We start from the raw sequence: 24,327 nt of genomic DNA on the forward strand, positions 1-24,327 counted from the left end.
CAAAAAGCATAACAGCCGCATCTCAGAGAGAAGCGGCTGTTCGGTTTACTGGGACGCAGGCGTCTGAGCAGTAAATCTTAGACGAGGCTGGCATGATCGCGGGCAATGCGATTGATGTCAGTGCGCGAAATGCCCAGGTCGTTGAGCTGACGATTGTCGAGAGCGGCGAGCTCACGAACGGTCTGCTGGTATGCGGCCCACTTCTTGAAAGTCTTGCGGATGTCCATTTGGTAGTCTCCTTTCGTTTACGAGCTTATATTTAGGGCAGTGCTTCCCAGATGAGCAGTGGGAGATTGATCAAATGGGTTATGCGTCTGATGCAGGGCTTCGGCCTGTATGGTTCATCTTCGGTTAAGGCTTGCTGCCAAAGCAAAGGCCGCCAGTTGGTCATCTGGCGGCCGACTGAACCCGGGCGATGGCATTACGCTCAACGGTCGAACAGCGACCGCGTCATCTTGGAGAAGTCGGGGCCGGTAAGCCCCAGCAGGTCGGCGTCACGGGTCGAGGGAACATCCATCTCCCGCAAAGTCTGCTTGATATCGACCAGGCGCTTGAGGCGCCACACGGCACGAACGAACATCGTCCTACTCCCTTCAGGGATATTTAGCGACGGCGCGAACATGGGGTGATTTGGCGGACTTCACCATGCCGCAAGCGTCAACCGCATTATGCGCAGGACGCATGGCATTTTCGCGCTATCGTCGCATATGGCCAAAAGCCCAGCGAATAGCGGGGCTTGGAACAGTGCTTTCTGCCTGCAGTATTACTTGCTGCAGGCACACCGGCATCTGGTTGGCGTATTTGTCGCAGCCCGCCGGCGGATTTTACTCCGCCGCTTTGGTGGCAACCTGCGGGCGTCGCGCCATGACTTCCTTGAGGAATTGGCCGGTATAGGAGCGCGGATTGGCCGCGACGTCTTCCGGCGTACCAATGGCCACGATCTCGCCGCCGCCATCGCCACCCTCAGGACCGAGGTCGATAACCCAGTCCGCGGTCTTGATGACTTCGAGATTGTGCTCGATGACGATTACCGTATTGCCGCCCTCGACCAGTTCATGCAGCACGTCGAGCAGCTTGGCCACGTCGTGGAAATGCAGGCCCGTGGTCGGCTCGTCCAGCATGTAGAGCGTGCGGCCGGTGGCGCGCTTGCTGAGCTCCTTGGACAGCTTGACGCGCTGCGCCTCGCCACCCGAGAGCGTATTGGCAGGTTGCCCGACCTTCACATAGCCCAGCCCCACCCGCTGCAGCGTCGCGAACTTGTCGCGGATCACCGGCACGGCAGAGAAGAACTCGACGCCTTCGTCAATGGTCATGTCCAGGATGTCGGAAATCGACTTGCCCTTAAACTGCACTTCAAGCGTCTCGCGATTGTAGCGCTTGCCCTTGCAGACGTCGCAGGTGACGTAGACGTCGGGCAGGAAGTGCATCTCGATCTTGAGCACGCCATCGCCCTGGCACTTCTCGCAGCGCCCGCCTTTGACGTTAAAGCTGAAGCGTCCCGGTCCATAGCCGCGCGCCTTGGCTTCCGGCAGGCCGGAGAACCACTCGCGCAGCGGGGTGAAGGCCCCGGTATAGGTGGCCGGATTGGATCGCGGCGTGCGCCCGATCGGCGACTGGTCGATATCGATGACCTTGTCGAGGAATTCTAGCCCCGTCAGGCTGTCATGCGGGGCAGGGACCACGCGCGCGCCATTCAGCCGGCGCGCAATGGCCTGATACATGGTGTCGATCATCAGCGTCGACTTGCCGCCGCCGGACACGCCGGTAATGGCAACGAACAGCCCCAGCGGCACATCCACCGAGACATTCTTGAGGTTGTTTCCGGTGGCGCCCTTGACGCTCAGGGTCTTGCCGGTCTTGCCCTGGCGGCGCTCGGCCGGCATGGCAATGCCCAGGCGGCCGGACAGATATTTGCCGGTCAGCGAGTCGGGGTGGTTGAGGATGTCCTGTGGCGTTCCCTCGGCCACGATATGGCCGCCATGCACACCCGCCCCGGGCCCGATATCGACGACATAGTCGGCCGTCATGATTGCGTCTTCGTCATGCTCGACCACGATCACCGTATTGCCGATGTCGCGCAGCCGCTGCAGCGTCTCGAGCAGACGCGCATTGTCGCGCTGGTGCAGGCCGATACTCGGCTCGTCGAGCACGTAGAGCACACCCGTCAGGCCCGAGCCGATCTGGCTGGCGAGACGGATACGCTGGCTTTCGCCGCCCGACAACGTGCCCGAATTGCGCGCCATGGTCAGGTAGTCGAGCCCGACATCGATGAGGAAATTCAGCCGCTCGCGGATTTCCTTGAGGATGCGCTCGCCGATCAGCTTCTGGTTGGGCGTGAACTTTTCCGGCAGGGCCTCGAACCATTCGGCCGCACTGCGGATGGATTTCTCGGTGACCTGACCGACATGCAGTCCGTCGATCTTGACGGCAAGCGATTCCGGCTTCAGGCGATAGCCGCCACAGGCGATGCAGGGCTTGGCCGACATATACTTTTCAATCTCTTCGCGCATGCCGGCGCTTTCGGTTTCCTTGTAGCGACGCTCAAGGTTACCGATGACGCCCTCGAAGGGCTTGGTGGTCTTGTACTGGCGCAGGCCATCGTCATAGACGAAGTTGATCGGTGTCTTGCCTGTACCGTACAGGACTGCGTCCTGCACTTCGTCGCTGAGCTCGTTCCAGGCCGTACCGGTCGAGGCATTATAGTGCTTGAGCACGGCTTGCAGTGTCTGCAGGTAATAGGGTGCGCTGGTCTTGCTCCAGGGCAGGATGGCGCCGTCGCGTACCGACAGCGTCACATCCGGCACGATCTGGTCACGGTCGATCTTCTGCTCGGTGCCCAGGCCATCGCAGACCGGGCAGGCGCCGAACGGGTTGTTGAACGAGAACAGGCGCGGCTCGATCTCGGCAATGGTGAAGCCGGAAACCGGGCAGGCGAATTTTTCCGAGAAGGTGGCCTGGCGCGGGCTGCCGTCCTCGTTCTTCTCGTCGGCATATTCCACCAGCGCAATGCCGTCGGCCAGCTTCAGCGCCGTCTCGAAGCTTTCGGCCAGGCGGCCGGAAATGTCGGGTCCGACCACGACGCGGTCCACCACCACTTCGATATCGTGCTTGAATTTCTTGTCGAGGACCGGTGCATCCTCGATCTCGTGATATTCCCCGTCGATCTTGACGCGCTGGAAGCCCTTGCGCATCAGGTCGGCCAGTTCCTTCTTGTATTCGCCCTTGCGGCCGCGCGCGATCGGCGCCAGCAGGAAGAGCCTTGTGCCCTCCGGTAGCTCCAGCACCTTGTCGACCATCTGGCTGACCGTCTGGCTCTCGATGGGCAGGCCCGTGGCCGGCGAATAGGGCACGCCGACGCGCGCGAACAGCAGCCGCAGGTAGTCATAGATCTCGGTGACAGTGCCAACCGTCGAGCGCGGGTTGCGCGACGTGGTCTTCTGCTCGATGGAAATGGCAGGGGAGAGCCCTTCGATGTGTTCCACATCGGGCTTCTGCATCATTTCGAGGAACTGCCGGGCATAGGCAGAGAGGCTCTCGACATAGCGCCGCTGGCCTTCCGCATAGATGGTGTCGAACGCGAGGGACGATTTCCCCGAGCCGGACAGGCCCGTCATCACGATGAGGCTGTCGCGCGGCAGTTTGAGATCGATCCCCTTGAGATTGTGTTCGCGGGCGCCGCGTACGATGATCTCACGGTTCTGGCTGGGCTTTGGCGTCATCATTTCAGTCCATGGCTCGGTGCGCCATCGGCGGCCCGGCGGCAAAGTCGGAATAGGGCTTCGGGGAGAGCACACAAATAGGCACGGTCCATCCCCGCCGCAAGCGGGCCCCGCGCATGGCCGCCCGGCTGTGCGGTCACCTTAGCGTGTCCCTCAAGGCTTGCCAAAGCACCTTTGGCTGCCTGGAACATAAGCGGAACAATCCAGATTCGGTCAAGGGCCCACATGCTGGGTCACTCCATGCCAGGCCGTGAACAGGGCTGCGGCGACGAACAACGCGCCAGCGCCCCGACCGATCCAGATCGTCGCCTGCGGGTTGCCGATCAGGGCATCACGACCCTTGCCGGCGGCCAGCGCCAGGGCGCCATAGATGAGGAACTGCATGGTCACGGTCATCACCCCCATGACCAGCGCCTGCGACCAGATCGTTCCATATTCAGGCCGCATGAACTGCGGGAACACCGCCAGCACGAAGAGATAGGCCTTGGGATTGAGCAGGCAGGTGACCATGCCCTGGCGAAACGCCACCCAATGCGAGCGCGTCTTGGCGCTGCCGATGGCCTCCACGGTGATCGAGCTGCGCAGCAGCGTATAGCCGATCCAGGCCATATAGGCCGCACCGACCAGGATCATTGCCTGGAACACCATCGTGGGCAGCCGCGTGAGCACGCCGACCGCAAGTGCGCCGAACAGCGTATGCACCGCGCCGCCCACCATGATGCCGCCAACCGCCGCAAAGCCCGCCTTGCGCCCGCCGGTCAGCGCATTGGCGATGACGAAAAACATGTCCATGCCCGGCACCACGATGATGCCGAACAGCAGGACGAGATAGATCCAGAGCGCCTGGGCGTAGTCCATGACCATTCCGTCGAAAACAAGCCGGCTGATCTGGAGCAGGGCTGCTGACAGGCCATGTCAGCAGCGGCCGAGCAAAGGCCCGGAATGCCGCGCTTGACGGCTAACACAAAACGGAACATAAAGGGAACATAATAGACAGCTGTTCACAACTTGGCAAAGCACGGGCGGGGACCGTCGCCGCGGAGTAGTATGCCGCCGCTATGTAAGTGAGCGTCCCGCGGCTGCGGCCGGGGACTGAATCGAAAGGAATGAACGATGGCAGGCAGTGTCAACAAGGTGATCCTGGTCGGCAATCTCGGTGCGGATCCGGAAGTGCGCAACCTTCCCAGCGGCGGCAAGGTGGTCAACCTCAGTGTCGCCACCTCCGAGAACTGGAAAGATAAGAATACCGGCGAGCGCCGCGAAAAGACTGAATGGCACCGTGTGGTGATCTTCTCGGAAGGCCTGGCCCGCGTCGCCGAGAGCTATCTGCGCAAGGGCAGCAAGGTCTATCTCGAGGGCCAGTTGCAGACCCGCAAGTGGCAGGATCAGTCCGGCGCTGACAAGTATTCGACCGAAGTCGTGCTGCAGGGCTTCAATTCGAACCTGACGCTGCTCGACGGCCGCGGTGAGGGCGAAGGTGCCGGCGGCGGCTTTGGTGGCGGCAACGACACCGGCTTCCGCGGCGTACGCGACAACGCCCCGGCCGGCGGCGGCGCCCGTCGCCCGCAGGCCAATGCCCCGGCCTTCGAGCCAGGCGGCATGGACGACGACATCCCGTTCTAGGGCGTTCTTACACGTATCGCATGAGGGGGAGGGCGCTCAGGCGGCCTCCCTTTTGCTTTGCGGCATCGGTGTCAGCGGGCTTCAGCCCGATAGGTCCGGCTGGTATTCCGGCCCGCATCCTTGGCGGCATAGAGTGCCGTATCGGCCTGCCGGAACAGGTCCTGCGACGAGCCGCCGCGATAGTGGGCGACGCCAACCGAGGCGCCGAGCCGGAATGTGTGTCCACCCCGCACAAAGGGATGTCCGATCATCGCCACAATGCCCTCGGCCAGGGCTTCGGCCGCACCGGCCGATGTGTCCGGTCCCAGCAAGACGGCAAATTCGTCGCCGCCAATGCGGGCCACCAGCTGCGCGCTGCTGCAGCTTGCCGTCAGCCGCAGCGCCGCCTCCTTGAGGCACTCATCGCCCAGCACGTGCCCATAGGTGTCGTTGACCTGCTTGAACCCATCCAGGTCGATCAGCAGCAACGCACCTGGGCCATTGCCGCCAGTCGCGTCGAGCGCACTTAGATGGGCCTGGAACTGGCTGCGGTTTGCAAGCCCGGTCATCACGTCGAACTCGGCCAGATAGCGGGTGCGGTCCGCCATCAGCTTTTCCTCGGTGACATCCTGCTTCATGCCGAAGATGCGGGTGGCGACGCCGTTGCGGCTCTCCACCGCCCCGGTCAGCCGCATCCAGCGGTGGTTGCCGCGGGCCGTGATGATCTCCACCGTCAAGGCAAAATCGGTACAGGTGGCGATGGCATGGGCACGGGCCGCTTCCATCTGCCGCCGCGACGCCTCGGTATAGCAGGACAGCGACAGCTCCCGGGTGACCTGGGTGCCGCGCTCGATCTCGAACAGATCATAGACCCCATTGGTCCATTGCAGGCTGTTGTCGGCCAGGTCGCATTGCCAGACGCCGATCTTGGCGGTGGCCGAGGCGCGCTCGAACAGTTCCCGCCGCAATTCCTCCGCGCGGACGCTCTCGGCAATGACCTTCGCCTGCGCTTCGATGACCTGGCGTAGCTGCTCGACCGTAGCATCGGTGACCAGCTCCTGCGCCAGCCCGGCAATCCGCTCCGCCATCTGGGACGGGCGCGGCTTGGAATCGTAAAGGCTCAGCAACAGGGTCGGGCATCCGGCGGCAGCGGGCAGGGTCAGGCCAACATAGAACCGCGCGGCGCAAGGCCCCTCAGCGCCCGTGTCGGCCAGCACGAGCGGGCAGGAGCCATCCAGGACGCGCGCCTGCAGCAGTGCCAGATTGTCGGCGAGGGGGCCGACCGCCGCCACGACCGACAAACCATTGTCGGCCACCGTGGTCAATTGGGCGCCGGCAATGCCGAGCAGGTCACACAAGCGCCCCAGGCGCGTGCCAAAGTCGGTATCGTCATTCGAATCCGCCACTTCTGTTGGCGGCTTCCGGATGGAGTAGGCAAGGCTGCGCAATTCGGCGCTCCTGTATAGAGCGGGGAGGCTAGCAGGGTGGGGTTAAGACTTCACCAGCCAGCAGCATCGCAAAGCCGAACAATTCTCGGTGAACACCCTATTTGGAGAAGGGAACCTCGGCGCGCAGGCTGTCGCCGCTATCCACATAGACCACCTCGAAAACCACATCGATGGCCTCGTCACGCAGGCTGATCTGCGCCGAGATGGTAAGGTCCTTACCCTCTTCGTCCTCGTCGCGCTCGCGCAGGTTGAACACCAGCCCGTCGCCGCGCTTCTGGCCCACGGCAATGCCGGTGAAGGTCGCATTCGAGCTCATGGCGGCTTCGTAGCGCTTGTTGGCCTCGACATAGGCCATTGTCCCGGCCACCGACAGCTGCGTCCCGGCCAGCGAGCAGCGGCCGCTGTAGTTGACCTTGTCCTGATTGCCCTGCGTCAGCGACAGCCGGCACACCACCGTCTCGGTATTGGCGCCGATCAGTACGCCGCGTCCGCGCCAGTCCCCGACATAGGATTGCAGCAGCGCGACATCCTCCGGCGCGGCCATGGCCGGCGCGGCCGCACCCGCAGCCAGGAGGGCCGCCATGGGAATGGCACGCGACAGGGTTCCGAGAAAGGTCATTGCATCAAGCCTCCAGCGAATCATGCCCCCGGCTGATTCGGCGCCGCAAATCGATAGCAAATCCCGCGGCTCGCCGCGAACCTTCTCAACAATTTGAGTGGTCCACAAGCGCCCGCTTCAGCCCGGCTGGGAATGGCCCTCGGTGCCACCCGTGCCGGTAATGGTGTCGCCGGTGGGATCATCCGGCGTCGCGTCATGATCGGCGGTCCGCACGCGGATCCGGCCCAGCGGCTGGAAGAACTTCCCGCCCGCCGCCAGCAAAGCCGGCAGGATGAACAGGTCCCCGATCACGGCGAAGGCCAGGGTCGAGACGAAGAGCGTCCCGAACAGCGCCACCTGCGGCAGCTCGGAAAAGGTGACGATCACCACGCCCGAGCACAGGATAATCGTTGTGGCGACGATGGCGCCCCCAATCCGGTCCAGCGTGTGCTTGACGGCATCCATATGTGTGCGGCCCTCTTCGCGCCGCGAATGCAGGTAATGCGACAGGAAGTGCACCGTGTCGTCCACCGCAATGCCAAAGGCGATGGTCAGCGCCAGCACTGTCGTCAGTTGTAGCCCCTGGCCGGTGAAATAGAGCCAGGCCTCGGTGCCCAGCACTGGAAAAAGGTTGGGAATGGCCGAAGCCAGCGCCACCCGGAACGACTGGAAGGCGAAGCCGATCAAGCCCAGATTGACCAGTACCGACAGCGTCAGGTCGAGCTGCAGTCCGCTGACAATCTGGTCGGTGCCGAATGTGGTCAGCACCCGCAGCCCGCCGATTTCGGCGCCGACAATGCCGGCCGCCTCCATCTCGGTGGTGACATCCTGCACCAGCTGCTTGAGCGTGGCGGAACTGATGATGGTCGGCATGAAGCCGGTCACCAGCGCCTGGCTGCCGTCATCGGTGATGAACCGCTTGCGCATGAAGGGGCCAACGGAGTCGAACACCTCCTCGCGGCTGAACCCCGTCTCGGTATAATTGCTCAGGTTGGCCGCCGAGATCACCTTGTTCTCCCCGATATGGCTCTCGAGGATTTCGTGCACCCGGCGAATCGTCTCGAAATCCGCGTCATCGACATTGGGGTCGGTCCCGGCCAGCGGCACGCGGATATAGAGCGGGGCCACACCGCCCACGCCATCATCGATCTGCTCGGCCGTGGTAAGCGCGTTGGACTGCTTGGCCAGCATGTCCTCGAAGGAAAAGCGCGGCTGGATCAGCCCATAGGGAATCAGCAGCAGGATCGTGACGACAATCGCCGCGATCGATAGTGGCCGGCCGAAGCGGCTGGCGATGAACCAGGCCAGGGGCAGCGGTGCCGTCAGCACCAGGCTGCTGCGGCGCGGCGGTTTGAAGCCCAGCCGGATCACCGCCTTGAGCATCAGCGGCATGAAGGTCATCAGGCAGACAAACAGCAGGAAGGTGCCCATCGCGCCCGCCATGGCGAATTCGCGCACCCCCTGGCCTGGCGTCAGCGCCAGCGAGGCAAAACTGACAAAGGTGGTGAGCATGGTCAGCGCCGCGGCCGGCCCCACCAGCTTGACCGTCGCGTCGACGGCCTTGTTGGGCTCCATCCCGTCGCGCCAATAGGCCAGCCAGTTGAAGATGAAGAACATGGACTCGGCAAAGCTGATGACCAGCACCAGCGTGGTGACGATGATGGTGAGAAAGGAGAATGACCCGAAGAACAGGATCACGGTCCCCATCGACCACATCACCGCCAGGAAGGGCGTCGCGGTGACCAGCAGCGCCGCCGGCAGCGAACGCAGCGCCAGCAGCGCGATCACCGCGCCCAGGGCAAAACCCCAGACGGTGAACTTGATCTGGTCATTCACCGCGGCCGCCAGCATCTCGGAGGTCCAGATCGGCGGCCCGGTCAGCTCGATCGAGATATTCTCGTCGGCATAATAGGCAATGGTCTCGCGCACGCTGGCGATCATGGCCTTGGTGCCGTCGCCCTTGGTCATTTCCTGGTTGGGAAAGACAATCAGCACCATGCCGCTGAGATCAGGCGTGATCAGGTTGCGCATCATCGGATCGTTCTGCTGCAGGTCCGCCAGGGCAATGGCGACTTCGGCAAAATCGTCCATGCCCTCGGGCACCGCCGGCACCGAATTGCCCAGGCCATCGGGCTTGCGCAGCGTGAAGGGCGACATCGTGCCCACCGCATAGTCGTTAAGCTCGAGATCGAAGGCCAGCTCACGCACCCGTTCCAGCGTCTCGGGCTCGGTCAGGCGGGGTGAACTGACCAGCACGTAGATGTCGTTCTCGAACGTGCCGAACGTGTCCGACAGGTGCTCGTAGGCGTCGTAATACTGGCCCGAATGGGCATAGACCCGCATCAGATCGCCATCGACATTGGCGCGCGGAATATAGGAGAAGCAGAGAATGGAAAAGGCCAGCACGGCCAGGGCAATGGCGCGCGGATAGCGCAGCGTGGTCAGCCCGATATGCTCGAGGCCAAAGCCGATGGACCGGTCATGGGTGATACGGGCCCATAGGCGGTTGAACACAGAACCAACTGACACCGGGACCCGACTCCGCCACTGCGCGAGAAACTGGCGCAATTGGTAGGGGTTTGTCTCGGGGGCGTCTAGCAGCGCCGGGGCAGGGAGCCTCGATTGGTGCAACAATGGCTGTGGGCAAGGGCCCCGCGCGAGAACGCGGGGCCGGAGGGGTCAAGCGCCAAGAGCTGCGCGGTTTTCCGTCAGGAAGCTCTCGAGCGCCTGCGGCTTGCGGCCGGAATAGCGCTCCACAATGTCGGTGACGACGCCGTGGAAGCCCAGCACGGCATCGACCTGGAACGCCACCAGGGCCCCGGCAAAGCCTTCCGGCAGGCCGGCGGCAACCATGCCGGCCTTGAGATCGGCCGGGGGCAGGGCGATGCTGGTCACGGGCTTGCCCGTAATCTTGGAATAGAGCGCGGCGCGCTCGACATTGGTGATGGCCGCGGGGCCGGTCACGTCGTCGATGCTCTTGCCTTCCGCGGTCAGCAGGGCGCCGGCAGCGGTGCGGGCGGCGTCGGCCCGGGTCACATAGGCGGTGCCGCGATCCCCGATCAGCCCGAACAGCTGGCCGGAGGCGACGACATGGGCGGCGTCGGCCAGGTTGTTCTCGGCATACATGTGGTCGCGCAGAATGGTGAAGTCGAGGCCGCTATTGGCGATGGCTACCTCGGTCCAGAAATGCTCGACACCCAGACCGGCATCGGCATTGGGACGGGCGGCAGGGGCGGAGGTGTAGACAATGTGCTTCACCCCGGCGGCCTTGGCTGCGCTGACGGCCGCGGTCTGCTGCGCGACACGCTTGCCGATGCCGTCGGTGCTGATGATCAGCACGCGGTCGACCCCGGCAAAGGCGGCGCCCAGGCTGCCGGCGTCATCGAAATCCACCTTGCGAATTTCAACACCCTTGGCCTTTAGCTCCCCGAGCTTGGCAGGGTCGCGCGTTCCCGCAATGACCTTGGTGGCGCCGCGTGCCAGCAGCTCCTCCACCGCGATGCGCCCGAAATGGCCCGAAGCGCCGGTGACCAGCAGTGTCTGATCCTTGAATTGAGACATGGCGAACTCTCCTTGTTGTGCTGTTCGCTCCTCCCTTGTGGCGGAAGCCTTTGGAGAGTAAGTATCGAACGGAGAGTGCTATCTAGTGGACCCGGACACAGTCCGAAAGGAGGCACTTTTTCCGCGTAACGTCACCTTGAGGTAACCGCCATGCAGACCGCCGAAGCAACCGCCGCCATTTTCGTGCAGCGCTGGAACGAGGCGGCAGACCTGGCGCTCGGCACCTGTCCCGTGCGCGGGGTGCTCGATCGTATCAGCGACAAGTGGAGCATGCTGCTGGTCATGACGCTGGCCAGTGGCCCAAGGCGCTTCAACCAGATCAGGCGAGAAGTGCCCGATATTTCCCAGAAGATGTTGACCCAGACCCTGCGCGACCTGCAGCGCGACGGCCTCGTTGCCCGCCGGGTCTTCGACACCAAGCCGCCATCAGTGGAATACCGGCTGACCCCGCTCGGCCAGTCGATCATCGTGCCCTTCGGCTACCTGATCGAATGGGCTTCGGGCAACCTGCCGCGCATCGAAGAGGCCAGGGAAGAGTTCGACACCGCGGCCTGAGGGCCGCCCCTTATCCCTGTCCGGGCTCGTTTCGCGGCGGGCGCACCTGCAGTGACGGCGTCAGTGGCCTGCGCCGGCGCTCCTCGGACTTGCAGGTCTTGATGATTCCCCGCACGCGCCGCACCACGCCCACGCCGATGCCTTCCAGCTTCAGCAGTTCCGGGCCGTCCATTTCGTTGATCTCGCCCAGGGTCTTGAGCCCGGCCATTTGCAGGCGCTTGCCCAATCCATCGACCTCGCGCAGGTCGATCACCGCAATGTCCTGCCATTTCCGGACGCCGCGGAGCCATGCTCGATAAGTGTCTGCCATGCGCCTTCCATAGCCTGTCCCGCGACGCCCACCAAGAGTATGATCGCAAACAAATATTTGCAAAGGTATGTTTGCGATTGTAGGCTGGGCCATCGGAGATGATGCGCCATGGTAGGCAACCGTCGAAACATCACCAGCATTGCCCCTGACCCAACCGCCCTCAAGGCGTTGGCGCATCCGCTCCGGCTGCGCATGCTGGGCCTGCTGCGCATCGATGGTCCGGCCACGGCATCCGGCCTGGCGGAACGGCTGGGGCTCAATTCCGGCGCCACCAGCTATCACCTGCGGCAACTGGCGCAGCATGGCTTCATCGAGGAAGATCAGCAGCGCGGCAGCCGGCGCGACCGCTGGTGGCGCGCCAGCCACGAGATGACGACCTATCTGTCTGGGGACGTCGAGGGCGAGGCACTCGATGCCGGCCTGGCCTTCCTGCAGGCCGCGCTCAGCTGGCAGATGCACCAGATGCAGGGGGCGCTCAATGCCTTTGCCGCTCTGCCCCCGGATTGGCGACAGGCCTCAACCGCCAGCGACTATACGATTCCGATGACCGCCGAAGCGGCGGCCGGGCTTGTCACGAGGCTCAGGGACATTCTGTCCGAAACCATGGCAGCGGCGCCGGCCTTGGGAACGCCCCTGCCACCAGACATGCGCCCCTTCACGATCATTCTCAACGCCGCCCCGCGCACCACTGAGGACCCGGCGGGTAGCGCGCCATGATTGGCCAGCGATCCTTCATCGCCCTGGCGCTGGCGACCGTTCTCTCCACCTCGGGCACGCGGCTGTCGGCCATCGCCATTCCCTGGCTGGTACTGACCATGACGGGCAGTCCGGTGCTGACCGGCCTCGTCGGTTTTGCCGAGATGCTGCCCTATGTGCTGGCCAAGGCGCTGGGCGGGCCGTTGATCGACCGGATTGGCGCCAGGCGCATCTCGGTCTGGTGCGATGGCCTCTCGACCCTGGCCGTGGCGCTGGTGCCGCTGCTGTTCTGGCTGGGTCTCCTCTCCATCTGGGTCCTTTTGCCAGCCGTCGCCCTGATCGGCGTGCTGCGGGCGCCTGCCGATGCAGCCAAACAGGCCCTCGTGCCGTCCGTCGCTGCCATGGGCAAGCTGCCGCTGGAGCGGGTCACCGGCGTCATGGGCGCCAGCGACCGGCTGGCGGGCACGCTGGGTGCTGCCGGTGCCGGCTTGCTCATTGCAGTGCTCGGGCCAGCGCCGGCCCTGCTCGCCAATGCGCTGGCCTTTGTCCTGTCCGCCATTGTGGTGGCCTTCGGCATACCGGCCCAGCAGGGCGCAGTGCCGGCCCGCGACCGCACCAGCAGATACCACACGGAGCTGGCCGCCGGCTGGACCGTGCTGAGCCGCGATCCCGTGCTTCGCGGGCTCGTCCTGATGATCGCGGTCACCAACCTCTTCGACCAGGCCTATGCCATCGTGCTGCTGCCGGTATGGGTGCAGACATCGGGGCTGGACGTGACCTGGGTCGGCATTTTCCTCGCGGCCTTTTCCGGCGCCTCGATTGCCGGCGCTGCCATTGCGGCGATCGTCGGCCATCGCCTGCCGCGCCTCGCGGTCTATACGACCGGCTTTCTCTTCGCAGGCCCATTCCCCATGCTGGTCTTCGCCATCGACGCTCCCGTTCCGGCCATCCTGACCGTGCTGGTTGTCAGCGGCTTCTCGGCAGGCTTTCTCAACCCCATCATCGGCGCCATCCTGTTCGAGCGCATACCGGCACCGATGGTGGGCCGCGTCATCGCCCTGTTTGGCGCGCTGGCATGGTCGCTGATGCCGTTTGGCGGGCTCTATGCCGGGTTGGTCGTCGACAATTTTGGCATTGCCATCGCCCTGGGTGCCACGGCCGTGCTCTACCTTTTGGCCACAATGACGCCCCTGGCCGTGCCGAGCTTCCGCCAGATGAATCGGCGCCCCCTGGTCCTGGCCTGATCTCCACAGGCTTCGCCCCGGCAGAATTAGCAATTTTCCCCGGAATCGCCTACATAAAGACCAGTTCGAACAACCAAGAATCACCCCAGTGACCGATACGCCTGAAAACGGAACCGGCGCACCGCCGCCATCCGACATTTCGCTGATCTCCATCACCGCCGAGATGCGCAAGTCCTATCTCGATTACGCGATGAGCGTCATCGTGAGCCGCGCGCTGCCCGACGTGCGCGACGGCCTCAAGCCCGTGCACCGGCGCATTCTGTTTTCGATGAGCGAGAACGGCTACGAGTACAACAAGCCTTACCGCAAGTCGGCCCGCGTGGTCGGCGACGTGATCGGCAAGTACCACCCGCATGGCGACAGCGCGGTCTACATGGCCTTGGTGCGCATGGCGCAGGACTTTTCCATGGGCGAACTGCTCGTCGAAGGTCAGGGCAATTTCGGTTCGGTCGACGGCGATATGCCGGCCGCCATGCGCTACACCGAAGTACGCATGCAGAAGATCACCAACTCCATGCTCGACGATCTCGACAAGGATACGGTGAACTTCCGCGACAACTATGACGGCTCCGAGCACGAGCCCGTCGTCCTGCCGGCGCGCTTTCCCAACATGCTGGTCAATGGCGGCAGCGGCATTGCCGTGGGCATGGCCACCAATGTGCCCACCCACAATCTCGGCGAGACCATCGACGCCGCCCTGCTGATGCTCGACAATCCCGCGGTACTGACCGAGGAACTGCTCGAAGTCCTGCCGGGCCCCGATTTTCCCACTGGCGGCATCATTCTGGGCCGCGCCGGCATTCGCTCGGCCTACGAGACCGGCCGCGGCTCCGTGCTGGTGCGGGGCCGCGTCGCCATCGAGGAAATCCGCAAGGAACGCGAAGCCATCATCATCACCGAATTGCCCTACCAGGTGAACAAGGCGACGATGGTGGAGAAGATTGCCGAGCTGGTGCGCGAGAAGCGCATCGAAGGCATTGCCGACATGCGCGACGAATCCTCCCGCGAGGGCATGCGCGTGGTCATCGAGATCAAGCGCGACGCGCTGGCCGATGTCGTGCTCAACCAGCTCTACCGCTTCACCCAGCTGCAGTCCTCCTTCGGCTGCAACTTCGTCGCGCTCAATGGCGGCAAGCCGCAATTGATGAACCTGCGCGAGATGTTGCAGGCGTTTATTGATTTCCGGCATGAAGTGGTGACGCGCCGCGCCCGCTTCCTGCTCAACAAGGCCCGCGACCGCGCCCATATCCTGGTCGGCCTGGCCGTGGCCGTCGCCAATATCGACGAAGTCATCGCCCTGATCCGCACCGCGCCCGATCCGGCGACGGCGCGCGAGCAGTTGATGGTCCGGCGCTGGCCGGCAGCCGATGTCGAGCCGCTGATCGCCCTGATCGACGATCCGCGCCACCGTATCAACGAGGATGGCACCTTCAACCTCTCTGAGGAGCAGGCCCGCGCCATTCTCGAGCTGCGCCTGGCTCGCCTCACCGCGCTTGGCCGCGACGAAATTGGCGACGAACTCAATGGCCTGGGCCTTGAGATCGAGGATTACCTGCAGATCCTGCGCAGCCGCGAACGCGTCGTGGAAATCATCCGCAACGAGCTGACCGAGATCAAGGAACAGTTCGCCACGCCCCGCCGCACCGAGATTTCCGACGTGGTCGGCGATTTCGACGACGAGGACCTGATCGCCCGCGAGGACATGGTCGTGACCGTGAGCCACGAGGGCTATATCAAGCGCGTGCCGCTCTCCACCTATCGGGCGCAGAACCGTGGCGGCAAGGGTCGTTCGGGCATGGCAACGCGCGACGAGGATTTCGTCTCCCGTCTCTTCGTCGCCAACACCCATACCCCGGTCCTGTTCTTCACCGACCGCGGCATCGCTTACAAGCTCAAGGTCTGGCGCCTGCCGCTGGCCCAGGCCAATGCGCGCGGCAAGGCGCTCATCAATATCCTCCCGCTCGAGCAGGGCGAACGGCTGACCACCATCATGCCGCTGCCCGAGGACGAGACGAGCTGGGCCAATCTCGACATCATGTTCGCCACCACCCGCGGCACCGTGCGCCGCAATTCGCTGGCCGACTTCGTCGAGGTGCGCCAGAACGGCAAGATCGCCATGAAGCTCGATGAGGGCGACCAGATCGTCGGCGTCGAGACCGCCACGGCCAATAATGACGTGCTGCTCACCACTGCGCTGGGCCAGGCCATCCGCTTCAAGGTCGATGACGTCCGCGTCTTCAAGGGCCGCGATTCCATGGGCGTGCGCGGCATCGCGCTGGCCGAGGGCGACAAGGTCATCTCCATGGCCGTGATCAACCATTCCGACGCCAGCGCCGAGGAACGCGCCGCCTATCTCAAGATGAGCCGTGCCGTGCGCGGCGAGGGTGCCGAGGAGGAGGCCACTGGTTCGGACGAGGGCGATGTTGTCGCCGGCGAACTGAACCAGGACCGCTATGCCCAGATGAGCGCCACCGAGCAGTTCATCCTGACCATCTCGGAAAACGGCTATGGCAAGCGCACCTCCAGCCACGAATACCGGATCACGGGGCGTGGCGGCAAAGGCATCGTCGCCATGGCGGTCAACAAGCGCAACGGCAACCTGGTTTCCAGCTTCCCGGTGGAAGACGAAGACCAGATCATGCTGATCACCGATGGCGGCCAGACCATTCGTCTGCCTGTCGGCGGGGACAAGCCGATCCGCATCGTCTCGCGCGGCAGCCAGGGCGTCATCGTCTTCGACACCGCCGACGGCGAGAAGGTGATGTCGGTCGAGCATATCAGCGAGCCCGAAGAGGCCGCTGACAACGGCGAAGCGCCGCCGCCACCCGAAGCGCCCGAGGCGCCGGCCACGGAATAAGCATCAGGGGCGCCCCACGGCGCCCCTTTTCGTTTCTGGCTGAACCGAAGAGCCCCCTTGCCAAGCGCGTTGCCCGGTGGCTTGCTGCCAGCTCAAGGGAGTCCCTGCCATATTCGACCTCACCACGCTCATCCCCTATCTGGGTGCCTGCTTCCTGCTGGCCATCGTTCCTGGACCCACCGTCACGGTGATCGTCGCCAATTCGCTGGCGCGCGGCACCGGCGCGGGTCTGGCCATTGTGGCCGGCACGCAGGCAGGTTTTCTGGTGATGACCCTGGTCGTGGCGCTGGGCATGCAGGCGCTGGTCGCCTTCATGGGCTGGGCCTTTGACTGGATCAAGCTGCTCGGGGCAGCCTATTTGGTCTGGCTGGGCTGGAAGATGTGGCGCTCCAATGGCGAACTGGGCACCGCCCACGCCGAAAGGACCAAGTCTCGGCTGTGCATGGCCGTTGAAGGCTTTCTCGTCATCCTGTCCAATCCCAAGGCACTGATCTTTCTGGGCGCCTTCCTGCCGCAGTTTGTCGACGTGACGCAGCCGACCTTTCCGCAGGTGATGCTGCTCGGCGTTTTCTTCATGCTGGTGGCCGGCGCGACCGACGCCATCTATGCCGTGGTGGCCGGGCAGGCGAGGGGTCTGCTCAGCGCGACACGCGTGCGCCTCATTTCTCGCGTATCGGGGCTGATCCTGATGGGTGGCGGAGTTTGGCTGGCGCTGCAGAAGCGGGCCTGATGCCTGCGGCGCGCCGCGATAGCCGTTGCTCATCCTCGTGCCCCTGGTGAACAGGATGGCTGTGTTGCGGCGGTCAAAGTGACGATCGACATCCTCGATCTGCGCCAGGTTCCCCAATATTGGGCCACCGTGGTCGATAGGATCTGGCAGGCCTGGTGGCGTCCCTATGGCGCGGTGCTGGGCGATGTCGAACTCGCCCTGACCGAGGTTGCGGCAGCGGCGGATTTCCCCTCCTTCACCCTCGTGGCTGTCGACGCCGGTCGGTTCATCGGCACCGTAACCGTGATCAAGGACGATATCGAAGCCCGACCCGATTTGCGGCCCTGCATTGCCGCGCTCTGGGTGGATCCCGCTGGCAGGGGCCAGGGCGTCGGACTGCGCCTCGTCCGGGCGGCCTGCGATCGCCTTGCCCGGTCGGGATATCCCCGCGTCTATCTCGGAGCCAAGCTGCCCCTGCGCAGCTACTATTCCGCCCATGGCTGGACCCTGCTCGAGTCGGGCGTCGGCACCGACAATCTGGACGTCTTCGTCCGCGCCTTGCCTTGAATCTCCCCGCGTGACAAAACCACGACAACAACAAGGGGGAAGGCGTCATGAGCAAGCTGGTTGGGTTCTATCCGGGCTCATTCGATCCGCTGACCAATGGTCATCTCGACGTCATCGAGCGCGCCTGCAAGCTGGTCGACACGCTGGTCGTCGCGGTCGGCATCAATCCAGGCAAGAAGACGCCGCTCTTCGCGCATGAGGATCGCCTGGCAATCCTGGAACAGGCGCTGGCGCCGGTCGGCAAACGCACCGATACCGAGTTCCGTATCGTCGATTTCTCCGGCCTCATGGTCAATGCAGCGCGCGAGCATGGCGCCAAGCTGATCATCCGCGGTCTGCGCGACACCACGGACTACAATTATGAAATGCAGATGGTGGGCATGAATGCGCAGATGGCGCCTGACCTGCAGACCGTCTTCCTGCCCTCCAGCCCGCCGGTTCGGCATATCTCGGCCACATTGGTGCGGCAAATCGCTGAAATGGGCGGCGACATTTCCGCCTTCGTCCCACAAATCGTTCTCAAGGCTTTGAAAACCACATGACCGCTCTTACCCGTCGCCTGTTCGGCGCCCTCGTCATCGGCGCCGCGGCCCTGTCCGCCGCCGCACCGGCCCTTGCCCAGAGCGGCACGCCGCACCTGATCCTGACGGTCGAGGGTGGCGCTGTCGATATCGAGCTGCTGCCAACCCTGGCCCCCAAGCATGTCGAGCGCATCATCGCGCTGACCGAGCAGGGTGCCTATGACGGCGTGGTCTTCCACCGCGTCATCGACGGCTTCATGGCCCAGACCGGCGACGTCGAGTTCGGCAAGAGCGGCGCCGAAGGCTTCGATCTGACCCGCGCCGGCATGGGCGGTTCCGACCTCCCCGACGTCGAGGCCGAATTCAACGCCGAAAGCTTCCAGCGCGGCGTGCTCGGCGCAGCCCGTTCGCAGGATCCGAACTCGTTCAATTCGCAGTTCTTCATCACCACGGCCGATGCCAGCTTCCTCGACGGCCAATACACCGTCTTCGGCAAGGTGATTTCGGGCATGGAACTGGTCGACGCCCTCGAAAAGGGCCCCCAAGACCAGAACGGCGCCGTGGCCAATCCCGACCAGATCATCTCGGCCAAGATCGAATACAAATAACTTCGAGCCGGCAGAAGGCAAAGTCGCTCCGGTGGAGCGTTTCAAGCCGAGAAGGCCATGAGGGCTGTGCCCGAATGGCCCGGACGTACCGCAACCCCAATCTGCACTCCCCCTTGATGGGGGAGGCCGGGAGGGGGTGTTGAGAGCCCCGATATTCGGGTCACACGCCCCCCACCCTTGATCCCTCCCCGCAAGGGGGAGGGTGTCGGCTGAGATTGCAGAGCCCGATCAAGGCAAGCGCCCAACCTTGCACCCGTCGCCCAATGGCCTTACATGCGGGCCACAAATTCCCAACCGAAAGATGCAAAAATGGCTGAATACGCCGATCCCGAAAACACCCTCGTCATCGAAACCACCAAGGGCCAGGTGGTTATCGCCATGCGTCCCGACCTGGCACCGAACCATGTCGCGCACATCAAGAAGCTGGCGCGCGAAGGCTTCTATGATGGCATCGTGTTCCACCGCGTGATCGACGGCTTCATGGCCCAGACCGGCTGCCCGCAGGGTCGTGGCACGGGCGGCTCGAAATACCCCGATCTGAAGCAGGAATTCAACGCCGAGCCGCATGTCCGCGGCACCGCATCCATGGCCCGCGCCCAGAGCCCGGATAGCGCCAATTCGCAGTTCTTCATCTGCTTCGGCGATGCGCCCTTCCTCAACAAGCAGTACACTGTCTGGGGTCAGGTCATCGAGGGCATGGACAATGTCGACCAGATCAAGCGCGGCGAGCCCGTCATCAACCCGGACAAGATGGTTTCGGTCAAGGTTGCAGCAGATATCGCCGCCTGACCACGACTCGTGGCACTAGTCACCAACAGACCCTCGGGCCTTGCCCGGGGGTCTTTGTTTTGTCGTTGCATGGGAGCATTGCTTGCGTATGGACGCCATTCTCTGGGCACTGATGGGCATTGTAGCCGGGGCCTGCATCGCCACCCAGGCGCCGATCAACGCGCAGCTCGGTCGCAATCTCGGCGTGCCCATCGCTGCGGCCGGCGTCTCCTTCGTCGCCGGCGCCATCCTGCTCTGGGCCATCGCTTTCATCTATAGCCACGTCGTCGATACGCCGATCAATTTCGGCGCACCTGCGCCATGGACCATCGTGGCCGGGGGCGTTCTCGGAGCCTTCTACGTGTTTTCCAACATTATGCTGACCCCGATGATTGGGGCGGCTGCGGTCATGGCTTTGTCGGTGGCCGGGCAACTGGTCGGCGGGATGTTTCTCGACAAGATCGGCTTCATGGGGATGGCCGTTCGCGAGATTTCGGTCGGCCGCGTGGCTGGAGCCGTGACGCTCGTCACTGGCGCGCTCATGATCCGCCTGTTGTAGCAAAGCATCGCCTCTGCCGCATTGCAGCTCTGCCGCATTCGGCCGGTTTCAGGCTGACCGGCAGCGTGCTACGGACGATCCATGCGCGTTTCCGATTTCGACTTCCATCTTCCCGAAAGCCTCATTGCCCTCCATCCGGCCGAGCCGCGCGACTCCGCGCGCCTGCTGGTGGTGGATCCCGTCGCGGGCCTCTCCGACCGGCACATCCCCGACCTGCTCACGCTGCTCAGGGCGGGCGACGTCCTTGTGGTCAATGACACCCGCGTCCTGCCGGCTGAACTGCGCGGCAGCCGCCTGCGCGGCGAACTGCGGGCCAACGTCTCCTTCAACCTGCACAAGCGGGTGGACGCCCACACCTGGCGGGCCTTTGCCCGGCCGGCCAAGAAGCTGGCTCTGCTCGATGAGCTCGAACTGGGCAATGGAGAGGCGGACGCGCTCAAGGCGCGTGTGGCGGGCAGGGGCGAGACCGGCGAGGTGACGCTGGAATTCGAATTGGGCGGCGCCCAGCTCGACGAGGCCATCAAGGCTCACGGCGCCATGCCGCTGCCCCCCTACATCGGCGCCAAGCGCGATGTCGAGGAGCGCGACAAGGTCGACTATCAGACCGTCTACGCAGCCGAGGACGGCGCTGTCGCGGCCCCGACGGCGGGCCTCCACTTCACCGAGGCGCTCCTGCAGCAGGTTTCGGACATGGGCGTCACCATCGAGCGGGTGACGCTGCATGTCGGGGCAGGGACCTTCCTGCCCATGAAGGTGGACGATACCGAAGACCACGTCATGCATGCCGAATGGGGCGAGATCGACCAGGCGACCGTCGAGCGCATCAATGCTGCCCGCGCCGCTGGCGGCCGCGTCGTCGCCGTCGGCACGACCAGCCTTCGCCTGCTCGAAACCGCCTCGCTCAAGACCGGAACCCTGCAGCCCTTCATGGGCGACACCGACATCTTCATCACTCCCGGCTTTCGCTTCCGCACCGTCGATGTGCTGATGACCAATTTCCACCTGCCCAAATCGACGCTCTTCATGCTGGTCAGCGCCTTTGCCGGCTTCGACACCATGCACGCCGCCTACGCCCACGCGATACGCGAGGGTTACCGGTTCTATTCCTACGGCGATTCAAGCCTGCTGCTGCGGGCAGAGCAGGACGACTGATCACCTCCCTGGTTGTCCGCCCCCCTGCAACCCGCTAGAACCCCGCGCATGAACGCTCCGACCAAACTCGTCACCTTCACCCTCTCGGCCACCGACGGCATGGCGCGGCGTGGCCGCATCGACACGCCGCGCGGCGATATCCAGACGCCGGCCTTCATGCCGGTGGGTACGGCCGGCACCGTCAAGGCCATGTATCCCGAACAGGTGCGCGAGACCGGCGCCGATATCCTCCTGGGCAATACCTATCACCTGATGCTGCGCCCCGGCGCCGAGCGTGTTGCGTCGCAGGGCGGGCTCCACACCTTCATGGATTGGCAGCGCCCCATCCTGACCGACAGTGGCGGCTTCCAGGTCATGTCCCTGGCCCAGCTGCGCAAGCTCACCGAAAACGGCGTCACCTTCCGCAGCCATATCGACGGTTCCTCGCACGAACTGACGCCGGAACGCTCGATCGAGATCCAGACCCTGCTCGACAGCGACATCATCATGCAGCTCGACGAGTGCCTGAAGCTGCCCGCCGAGCGCAAGGAGATGGAGCGCGCCATGGAGCTTTCGCTCCGCTGGGCCGCCCGCTCCAAGGACGCCTTCAACAACCAGCTCAACCGTGCCCTGTTCGGCATCGTGCAGGGCGGCGACGATCCCGAACTGCGCGCCCGCTCGGCCCAGGGGCTCAAATCCATCGGCTTTGACGGCTATGCCGTCGGTGGCCTTGCCGTGGGCGAGCCACAGGACGTGATGTTCAAGGTGATCGAGGAGATCACCCCCGAATTGCCGACCGATCGGCCGCGCTATCTCATGGGCGTCGGCAAGCCCGACGATATCTTGGGCGCCATCGGCCGCGGCATCGACATGTTCGATTGCGTCCATCCCACCCGCGCCGGCCGTCATGGTCACGTCTATACCCGGTTCGGCGTCATCAATCTGAAGAATGCGCGGCATAGGGATGATCATCGCCCCATCGACGAGGCGTCGCCCAACCCCAATTGCCGCCGCTGGAGCCGGGCATACCTGCATCACCTTGTTAAGACAGAAGAGATTTTGGGCGCGATGATCCTTTCCCAGATCAACCTCGCCTATTATCAAGAGCTGGTGCAGGGCTGCCGCGGTGCAATCGAGGGCGGCCGGTTCAACGATTTTGCGGCAGAGACGCGCGCGGCATGGGCCGCCGGCGATCTGCCGGTCATCTAACGTTCATTAGGGGTTCAAACTCATGGCAAAAGCAGGGCGCAAGGCAAGTTTCGCGAGCCTCGACAAGCACCGCAAGCGGCTTGAAGAGCAGCCCATGCGCGTGCAATTCGCCGTCGATCCCAACCGTTTCAAGCGCTATTCCGCCACCGGCGCCGGCATCCTGCTCGATTATTCGAAGAACCGCATCGACGAAGACACCATGGCCGCCCTGTTCGACCTGGCCCGCGCCGCCGGTGTCGAGGAACGCCGCGATCAGATGTGCGAAGGCGAGCATATCAACATCACCGAAGACCGCGCCGTGATGCATATGGCCCTGCGCTACCAGGGGGATAAGCCGGTGCCAGTCGATGGCAAGGATGTCATGCCCGATATCCGAGCCGTGCTGGCTGCCATCGAGGCCTATACCAACGACATCCGCAGCGGCACCATTCGCGGCCACGGCGGCGAGCAGTTCACCGATGTGGTCAATATCGGCATCGGCGGCTCGGACCTCGGCCCCGCCATGGTGACCCTAGCGCTCGAGCCCTATACCCGGGCCGACCTGCGCGCGCATTACGTCTCCAATGTCGACGGCGCCCATATCCACGATATCCTCAAGCGCCTCGACCCCAAGCGCACGCTGTTTATCGTTGCGTCCAAGACCTTTACGACCGACGAGACCATGACCAATGCGGGCACGGCCCGCGAATGGATCGCCGACACGCTGGGCGAAGAAGCGGTGCCAAACCACTTCGCCGCTGTCTCCACTAATATCCCGGCCTGCGCCAAGTTCGGCATTCGTGAAGACCGCATCTTCGGTTTCTGGGACTGGGTCGGCGGGCGCTACTCGGTCTGGTCGGCGATAGGCCTGCCCATCGCGCTGGCCGTCGGCTACGACAATTTCGCCGCCTTCCTCAAGGGCGCCGACGCCATGGACCGCCATTTCCTCTCGGCGCCGCTCGAGGATAACCTGCCGGTCATCATGGCGGTGCTGGGGGTCTGGTACCGCAATGTCTGGGGCTTCTCGACCCATGCCGTGCTGCCCTATGACCAGCGCCTGAGCCGCTTCGCCGCCTATCTGCAGCAACAGGATATGGAATCCAACGGCAAGTCGGTGACGCTTGCCGGCAAGCCTGTCGGCTGGTCCACCGGCCCCATCGTCTGGGGCGAGCCGGGCACCAATGGCCAGCACGCCTTCTACCAGCTGATCCATCAGGGCACCGACGTCATCCCCGCCGATTTCCTAATCGCCGCCCGCCCGCATGAAAGCCTGCCGCCCCACCACGACAAGCTGGTGGCCAACGTGCTGGCCCAGTCCGAAGCGCTGATGCTGGGCAAGACCGAGGAAGAAGTCGTCGCCGAGCTCAAGGCGCAGGGCCTCGACAAGGCGACGATCAAGGCATTGACGCCGCACAAGGTTTTCCCCGGCAACCGTCCGTCCAATACGCTCTTTTATGAGCAGCTGACGCCTGAGACGCTGGGCGCGCTGGTCGCGCTCTACGAGCACAAGGTGTTCACCCAGGGCGTTATCTGGAACGTCAATTCCTACGACCAGTGGGGCGTCGAGCTGGGCAAGCAGCTCGCCAAGGCGCTGCTGCCCAAGGTCGAAGGCAAGCAGGGCGGGGAGGGCCATGACAGCTCCACCCAGGGCCTGCTGGCCTATTACCTCGCCAACAAGGCCTGATC

The 24,327-nt window shown here is 64.0% G+C and carries 23 protein-coding genes; 14 read left to right on the plus strand and 9 right to left on the minus strand.

The features are described 5' to 3' along the window. Nucleotides 1-77: 77 nt before the first annotated feature. From ACLI1C_RS09185 to ACLI1C_RS09200, 4 genes are all read right to left on the minus strand, one after another. On the minus strand, nt 78-227 hold the full coding sequence (locus ACLI1C_RS09185; protein WP_411396560.1) for a DUF1127 domain-containing protein: 150 nt from the start codon (nt 225-227) through the stop codon (nt 78-80). A gap of 200 nt (nt 228-427) precedes the next feature. Next, nucleotides 428-580 (minus strand): hypothetical protein, encoded by a 153-nt coding sequence (locus ACLI1C_RS09190; RefSeq protein ID WP_411396561.1) that lies wholly within the window; start codon nt 578-580, stop codon nt 428-430. A 244-nt stretch (nt 581-824) separates the two neighbouring features. Next, a complete protein-coding gene (uvrA, locus tag ACLI1C_RS09195) occupies nt 825-3,722 on the minus strand; it encodes an excinuclease ABC subunit UvrA (protein ID WP_411396562.1) in 2,898 nt (965 codons plus the stop codon). Nucleotides 3,723-3,932: 210 nt separating this feature from the next. Then, entirely contained in the window at nt 3,933-4,577 is a 645-nt protein-coding gene (locus ACLI1C_RS09200; protein WP_411396563.1) for a LysE family translocator, read from the minus strand. Nucleotides 4,578-4,832: 255 nt separating this feature from the next. On the opposite strand from ACLI1C_RS09200, the gene ssb reads away from it, so the two are divergent. Beyond that, on the plus strand, nt 4,833-5,342 hold the full coding sequence (gene ssb, locus ACLI1C_RS09205) for a single-stranded DNA-binding protein (RefSeq protein ID WP_411396564.1): 510 nt from the start codon (nt 4,833-4,835) through the stop codon (nt 5,340-5,342). Between the two features lie 71 nt (nt 5,343-5,413). On the opposite strand, the gene ACLI1C_RS09210 is transcribed toward ssb, so the two are convergent. The 4 genes from ACLI1C_RS09210 to ACLI1C_RS09225 form a co-directional block, all read right to left on the minus strand. After that, nucleotides 5,414-6,727 (minus strand): diguanylate cyclase domain-containing protein, encoded by a 1,314-nt coding sequence (locus ACLI1C_RS09210; RefSeq protein WP_411396565.1) that lies wholly within the window; start codon nt 6,725-6,727, stop codon nt 5,414-5,416. Nucleotides 6,728-6,866: 139 nt separating this feature from the next. Then, complete coding sequence (locus tag ACLI1C_RS09215) at nt 6,867-7,388, minus strand: hypothetical protein (protein ID WP_411396566.1); 522 nt, start codon at nt 7,386-7,388, stop codon at nt 6,867-6,869. A 117-nt stretch (nt 7,389-7,505) separates the two neighbouring features. Then, nucleotides 7,506-9,896, minus strand: a complete 2,391-nt coding sequence (locus ACLI1C_RS09220; protein ID WP_411396567.1) for an efflux RND transporter permease subunit — start codon at nt 9,894-9,896, stop codon at nt 7,506-7,508. Between the two features lie 150 nt (nt 9,897-10,046). Next, entirely contained in the window at nt 10,047-10,928 is an 882-nt protein-coding gene (locus ACLI1C_RS09225; RefSeq protein ID WP_411396568.1) for an NAD(P)H-binding protein, read from the minus strand. A gap of 150 nt (nt 10,929-11,078) precedes the next feature. On the opposite strand from ACLI1C_RS09225, the gene ACLI1C_RS09230 reads away from it, so the two are divergent. Continuing rightward, entirely contained in the window at nt 11,079-11,483 is a 405-nt protein-coding gene (locus tag ACLI1C_RS09230) for a winged helix-turn-helix transcriptional regulator (RefSeq protein ID WP_411396569.1), read from the plus strand. A 10-nt stretch (nt 11,484-11,493) separates the two neighbouring features. Here the strand turns inward: ACLI1C_RS09230 and ACLI1C_RS09235 are convergent, their stop codons facing one another. After that, nucleotides 11,494-11,736 (minus strand): hypothetical protein, encoded by a 243-nt coding sequence (locus tag ACLI1C_RS09235; RefSeq protein WP_411396570.1) that lies wholly within the window; start codon nt 11,734-11,736, stop codon nt 11,494-11,496. Nucleotides 11,737-11,901: 165 nt separating this feature from the next. Here ACLI1C_RS09235 and ACLI1C_RS09240 point away from each other — a divergent pair, with 165 nt between their 5' ends. The 12 genes from ACLI1C_RS09240 to pgi all read left to right on the plus strand — a co-directional run bounded on the left by ACLI1C_RS09240 (nt 11,902) and on the right by pgi (nt 24,325). Continuing rightward, a complete protein-coding gene (locus tag ACLI1C_RS09240; RefSeq protein ID WP_411396571.1) occupies nt 11,902-12,510 on the plus strand; it encodes a helix-turn-helix domain-containing protein in 609 nt (202 codons plus the stop codon). Continuing rightward, complete coding sequence (locus ACLI1C_RS09245; RefSeq protein ID WP_411396572.1) at nt 12,507-13,733, plus strand: MFS transporter; 1,227 nt, start codon at nt 12,507-12,509, stop codon at nt 13,731-13,733. The genes ACLI1C_RS09240 and ACLI1C_RS09245 overlap by 4 nt, the downstream gene beginning before the upstream one ends. A gap of 163 nt (nt 13,734-13,896) precedes the next feature. Beyond that, nucleotides 13,897-16,590 (plus strand): DNA gyrase subunit A, encoded by a 2,694-nt coding sequence (gene gyrA, locus ACLI1C_RS09250; RefSeq protein WP_411398283.1) that lies wholly within the window; start codon nt 13,897-13,899, stop codon nt 16,588-16,590. A gap of 76 nt (nt 16,591-16,666) precedes the next feature. Then, nucleotides 16,667-17,320: a LysE family translocator gene (locus ACLI1C_RS09255; protein ID WP_411396573.1), complete on the plus strand. Its 654-nt coding sequence runs from the start codon at nt 16,667-16,669 to the stop codon at nt 17,318-17,320. Between the two features lie 78 nt (nt 17,321-17,398). Beyond that, the gene (locus ACLI1C_RS09260) at nt 17,399-17,866 is read left to right on the plus strand and encodes a GNAT family N-acetyltransferase (protein WP_411396574.1); all 468 of its coding nucleotides are present in this window, start codon (nt 17,399-17,401) and stop codon (nt 17,864-17,866) included. 47 nt (nt 17,867-17,913) lie between these two features. Continuing rightward, nucleotides 17,914-18,408 carry a pantetheine-phosphate adenylyltransferase gene (gene coaD / locus ACLI1C_RS09265; RefSeq protein ID WP_332685845.1) on the plus strand — a complete coding sequence of 165 codons (495 nt, stop codon included), beginning with the start codon at nt 17,914-17,916 and terminating at the stop codon, nt 18,406-18,408. Continuing rightward, a complete protein-coding gene (locus ACLI1C_RS09270; RefSeq protein WP_411396575.1) occupies nt 18,405-18,995 on the plus strand; it encodes a peptidylprolyl isomerase in 591 nt (196 codons plus the stop codon). The genes coaD and ACLI1C_RS09270 overlap by 4 nt, the downstream gene beginning before the upstream one ends. Before the next feature lie 309 nt (nt 18,996-19,304). Next, complete coding sequence (locus tag ACLI1C_RS09275; protein ID WP_411396576.1) at nt 19,305-19,784, plus strand: peptidylprolyl isomerase; 480 nt, start codon at nt 19,305-19,307, stop codon at nt 19,782-19,784. 88 nt (nt 19,785-19,872) lie between these two features. Further along, nucleotides 19,873-20,322 (plus strand): DMT family transporter, encoded by a 450-nt coding sequence (locus ACLI1C_RS09280; RefSeq protein ID WP_411396577.1) that lies wholly within the window; start codon nt 19,873-19,875, stop codon nt 20,320-20,322. A gap of 81 nt (nt 20,323-20,403) precedes the next feature. Beyond that, on the plus strand, nt 20,404-21,474 hold the full coding sequence (queA, locus tag ACLI1C_RS09285; RefSeq protein ID WP_411396578.1) for a tRNA preQ1(34) S-adenosylmethionine ribosyltransferase-isomerase QueA: 1,071 nt from the start codon (nt 20,404-20,406) through the stop codon (nt 21,472-21,474). A 48-nt stretch (nt 21,475-21,522) separates the two neighbouring features. Continuing rightward, nucleotides 21,523-22,662: a tRNA guanosine(34) transglycosylase Tgt gene (gene tgt, locus ACLI1C_RS09290; RefSeq protein ID WP_411396579.1), complete on the plus strand. Its 1,140-nt coding sequence runs from the start codon at nt 21,523-21,525 to the stop codon at nt 22,660-22,662. A gap of 22 nt (nt 22,663-22,684) precedes the next feature. Next, on the plus strand, nt 22,685-24,325 hold the full coding sequence (gene pgi, locus ACLI1C_RS09295; RefSeq protein ID WP_411396580.1) for a glucose-6-phosphate isomerase: 1,641 nt from the start codon (nt 22,685-22,687) through the stop codon (nt 24,323-24,325). Nucleotides 24,326-24,327: the final 2 nt, after the last annotated feature.

Source organism: Devosia sp. XGJD_8 (assembly GCF_046614475.1).
GTDB lineage: Bacteria > Pseudomonadota > Alphaproteobacteria > Rhizobiales > Devosiaceae > Devosia.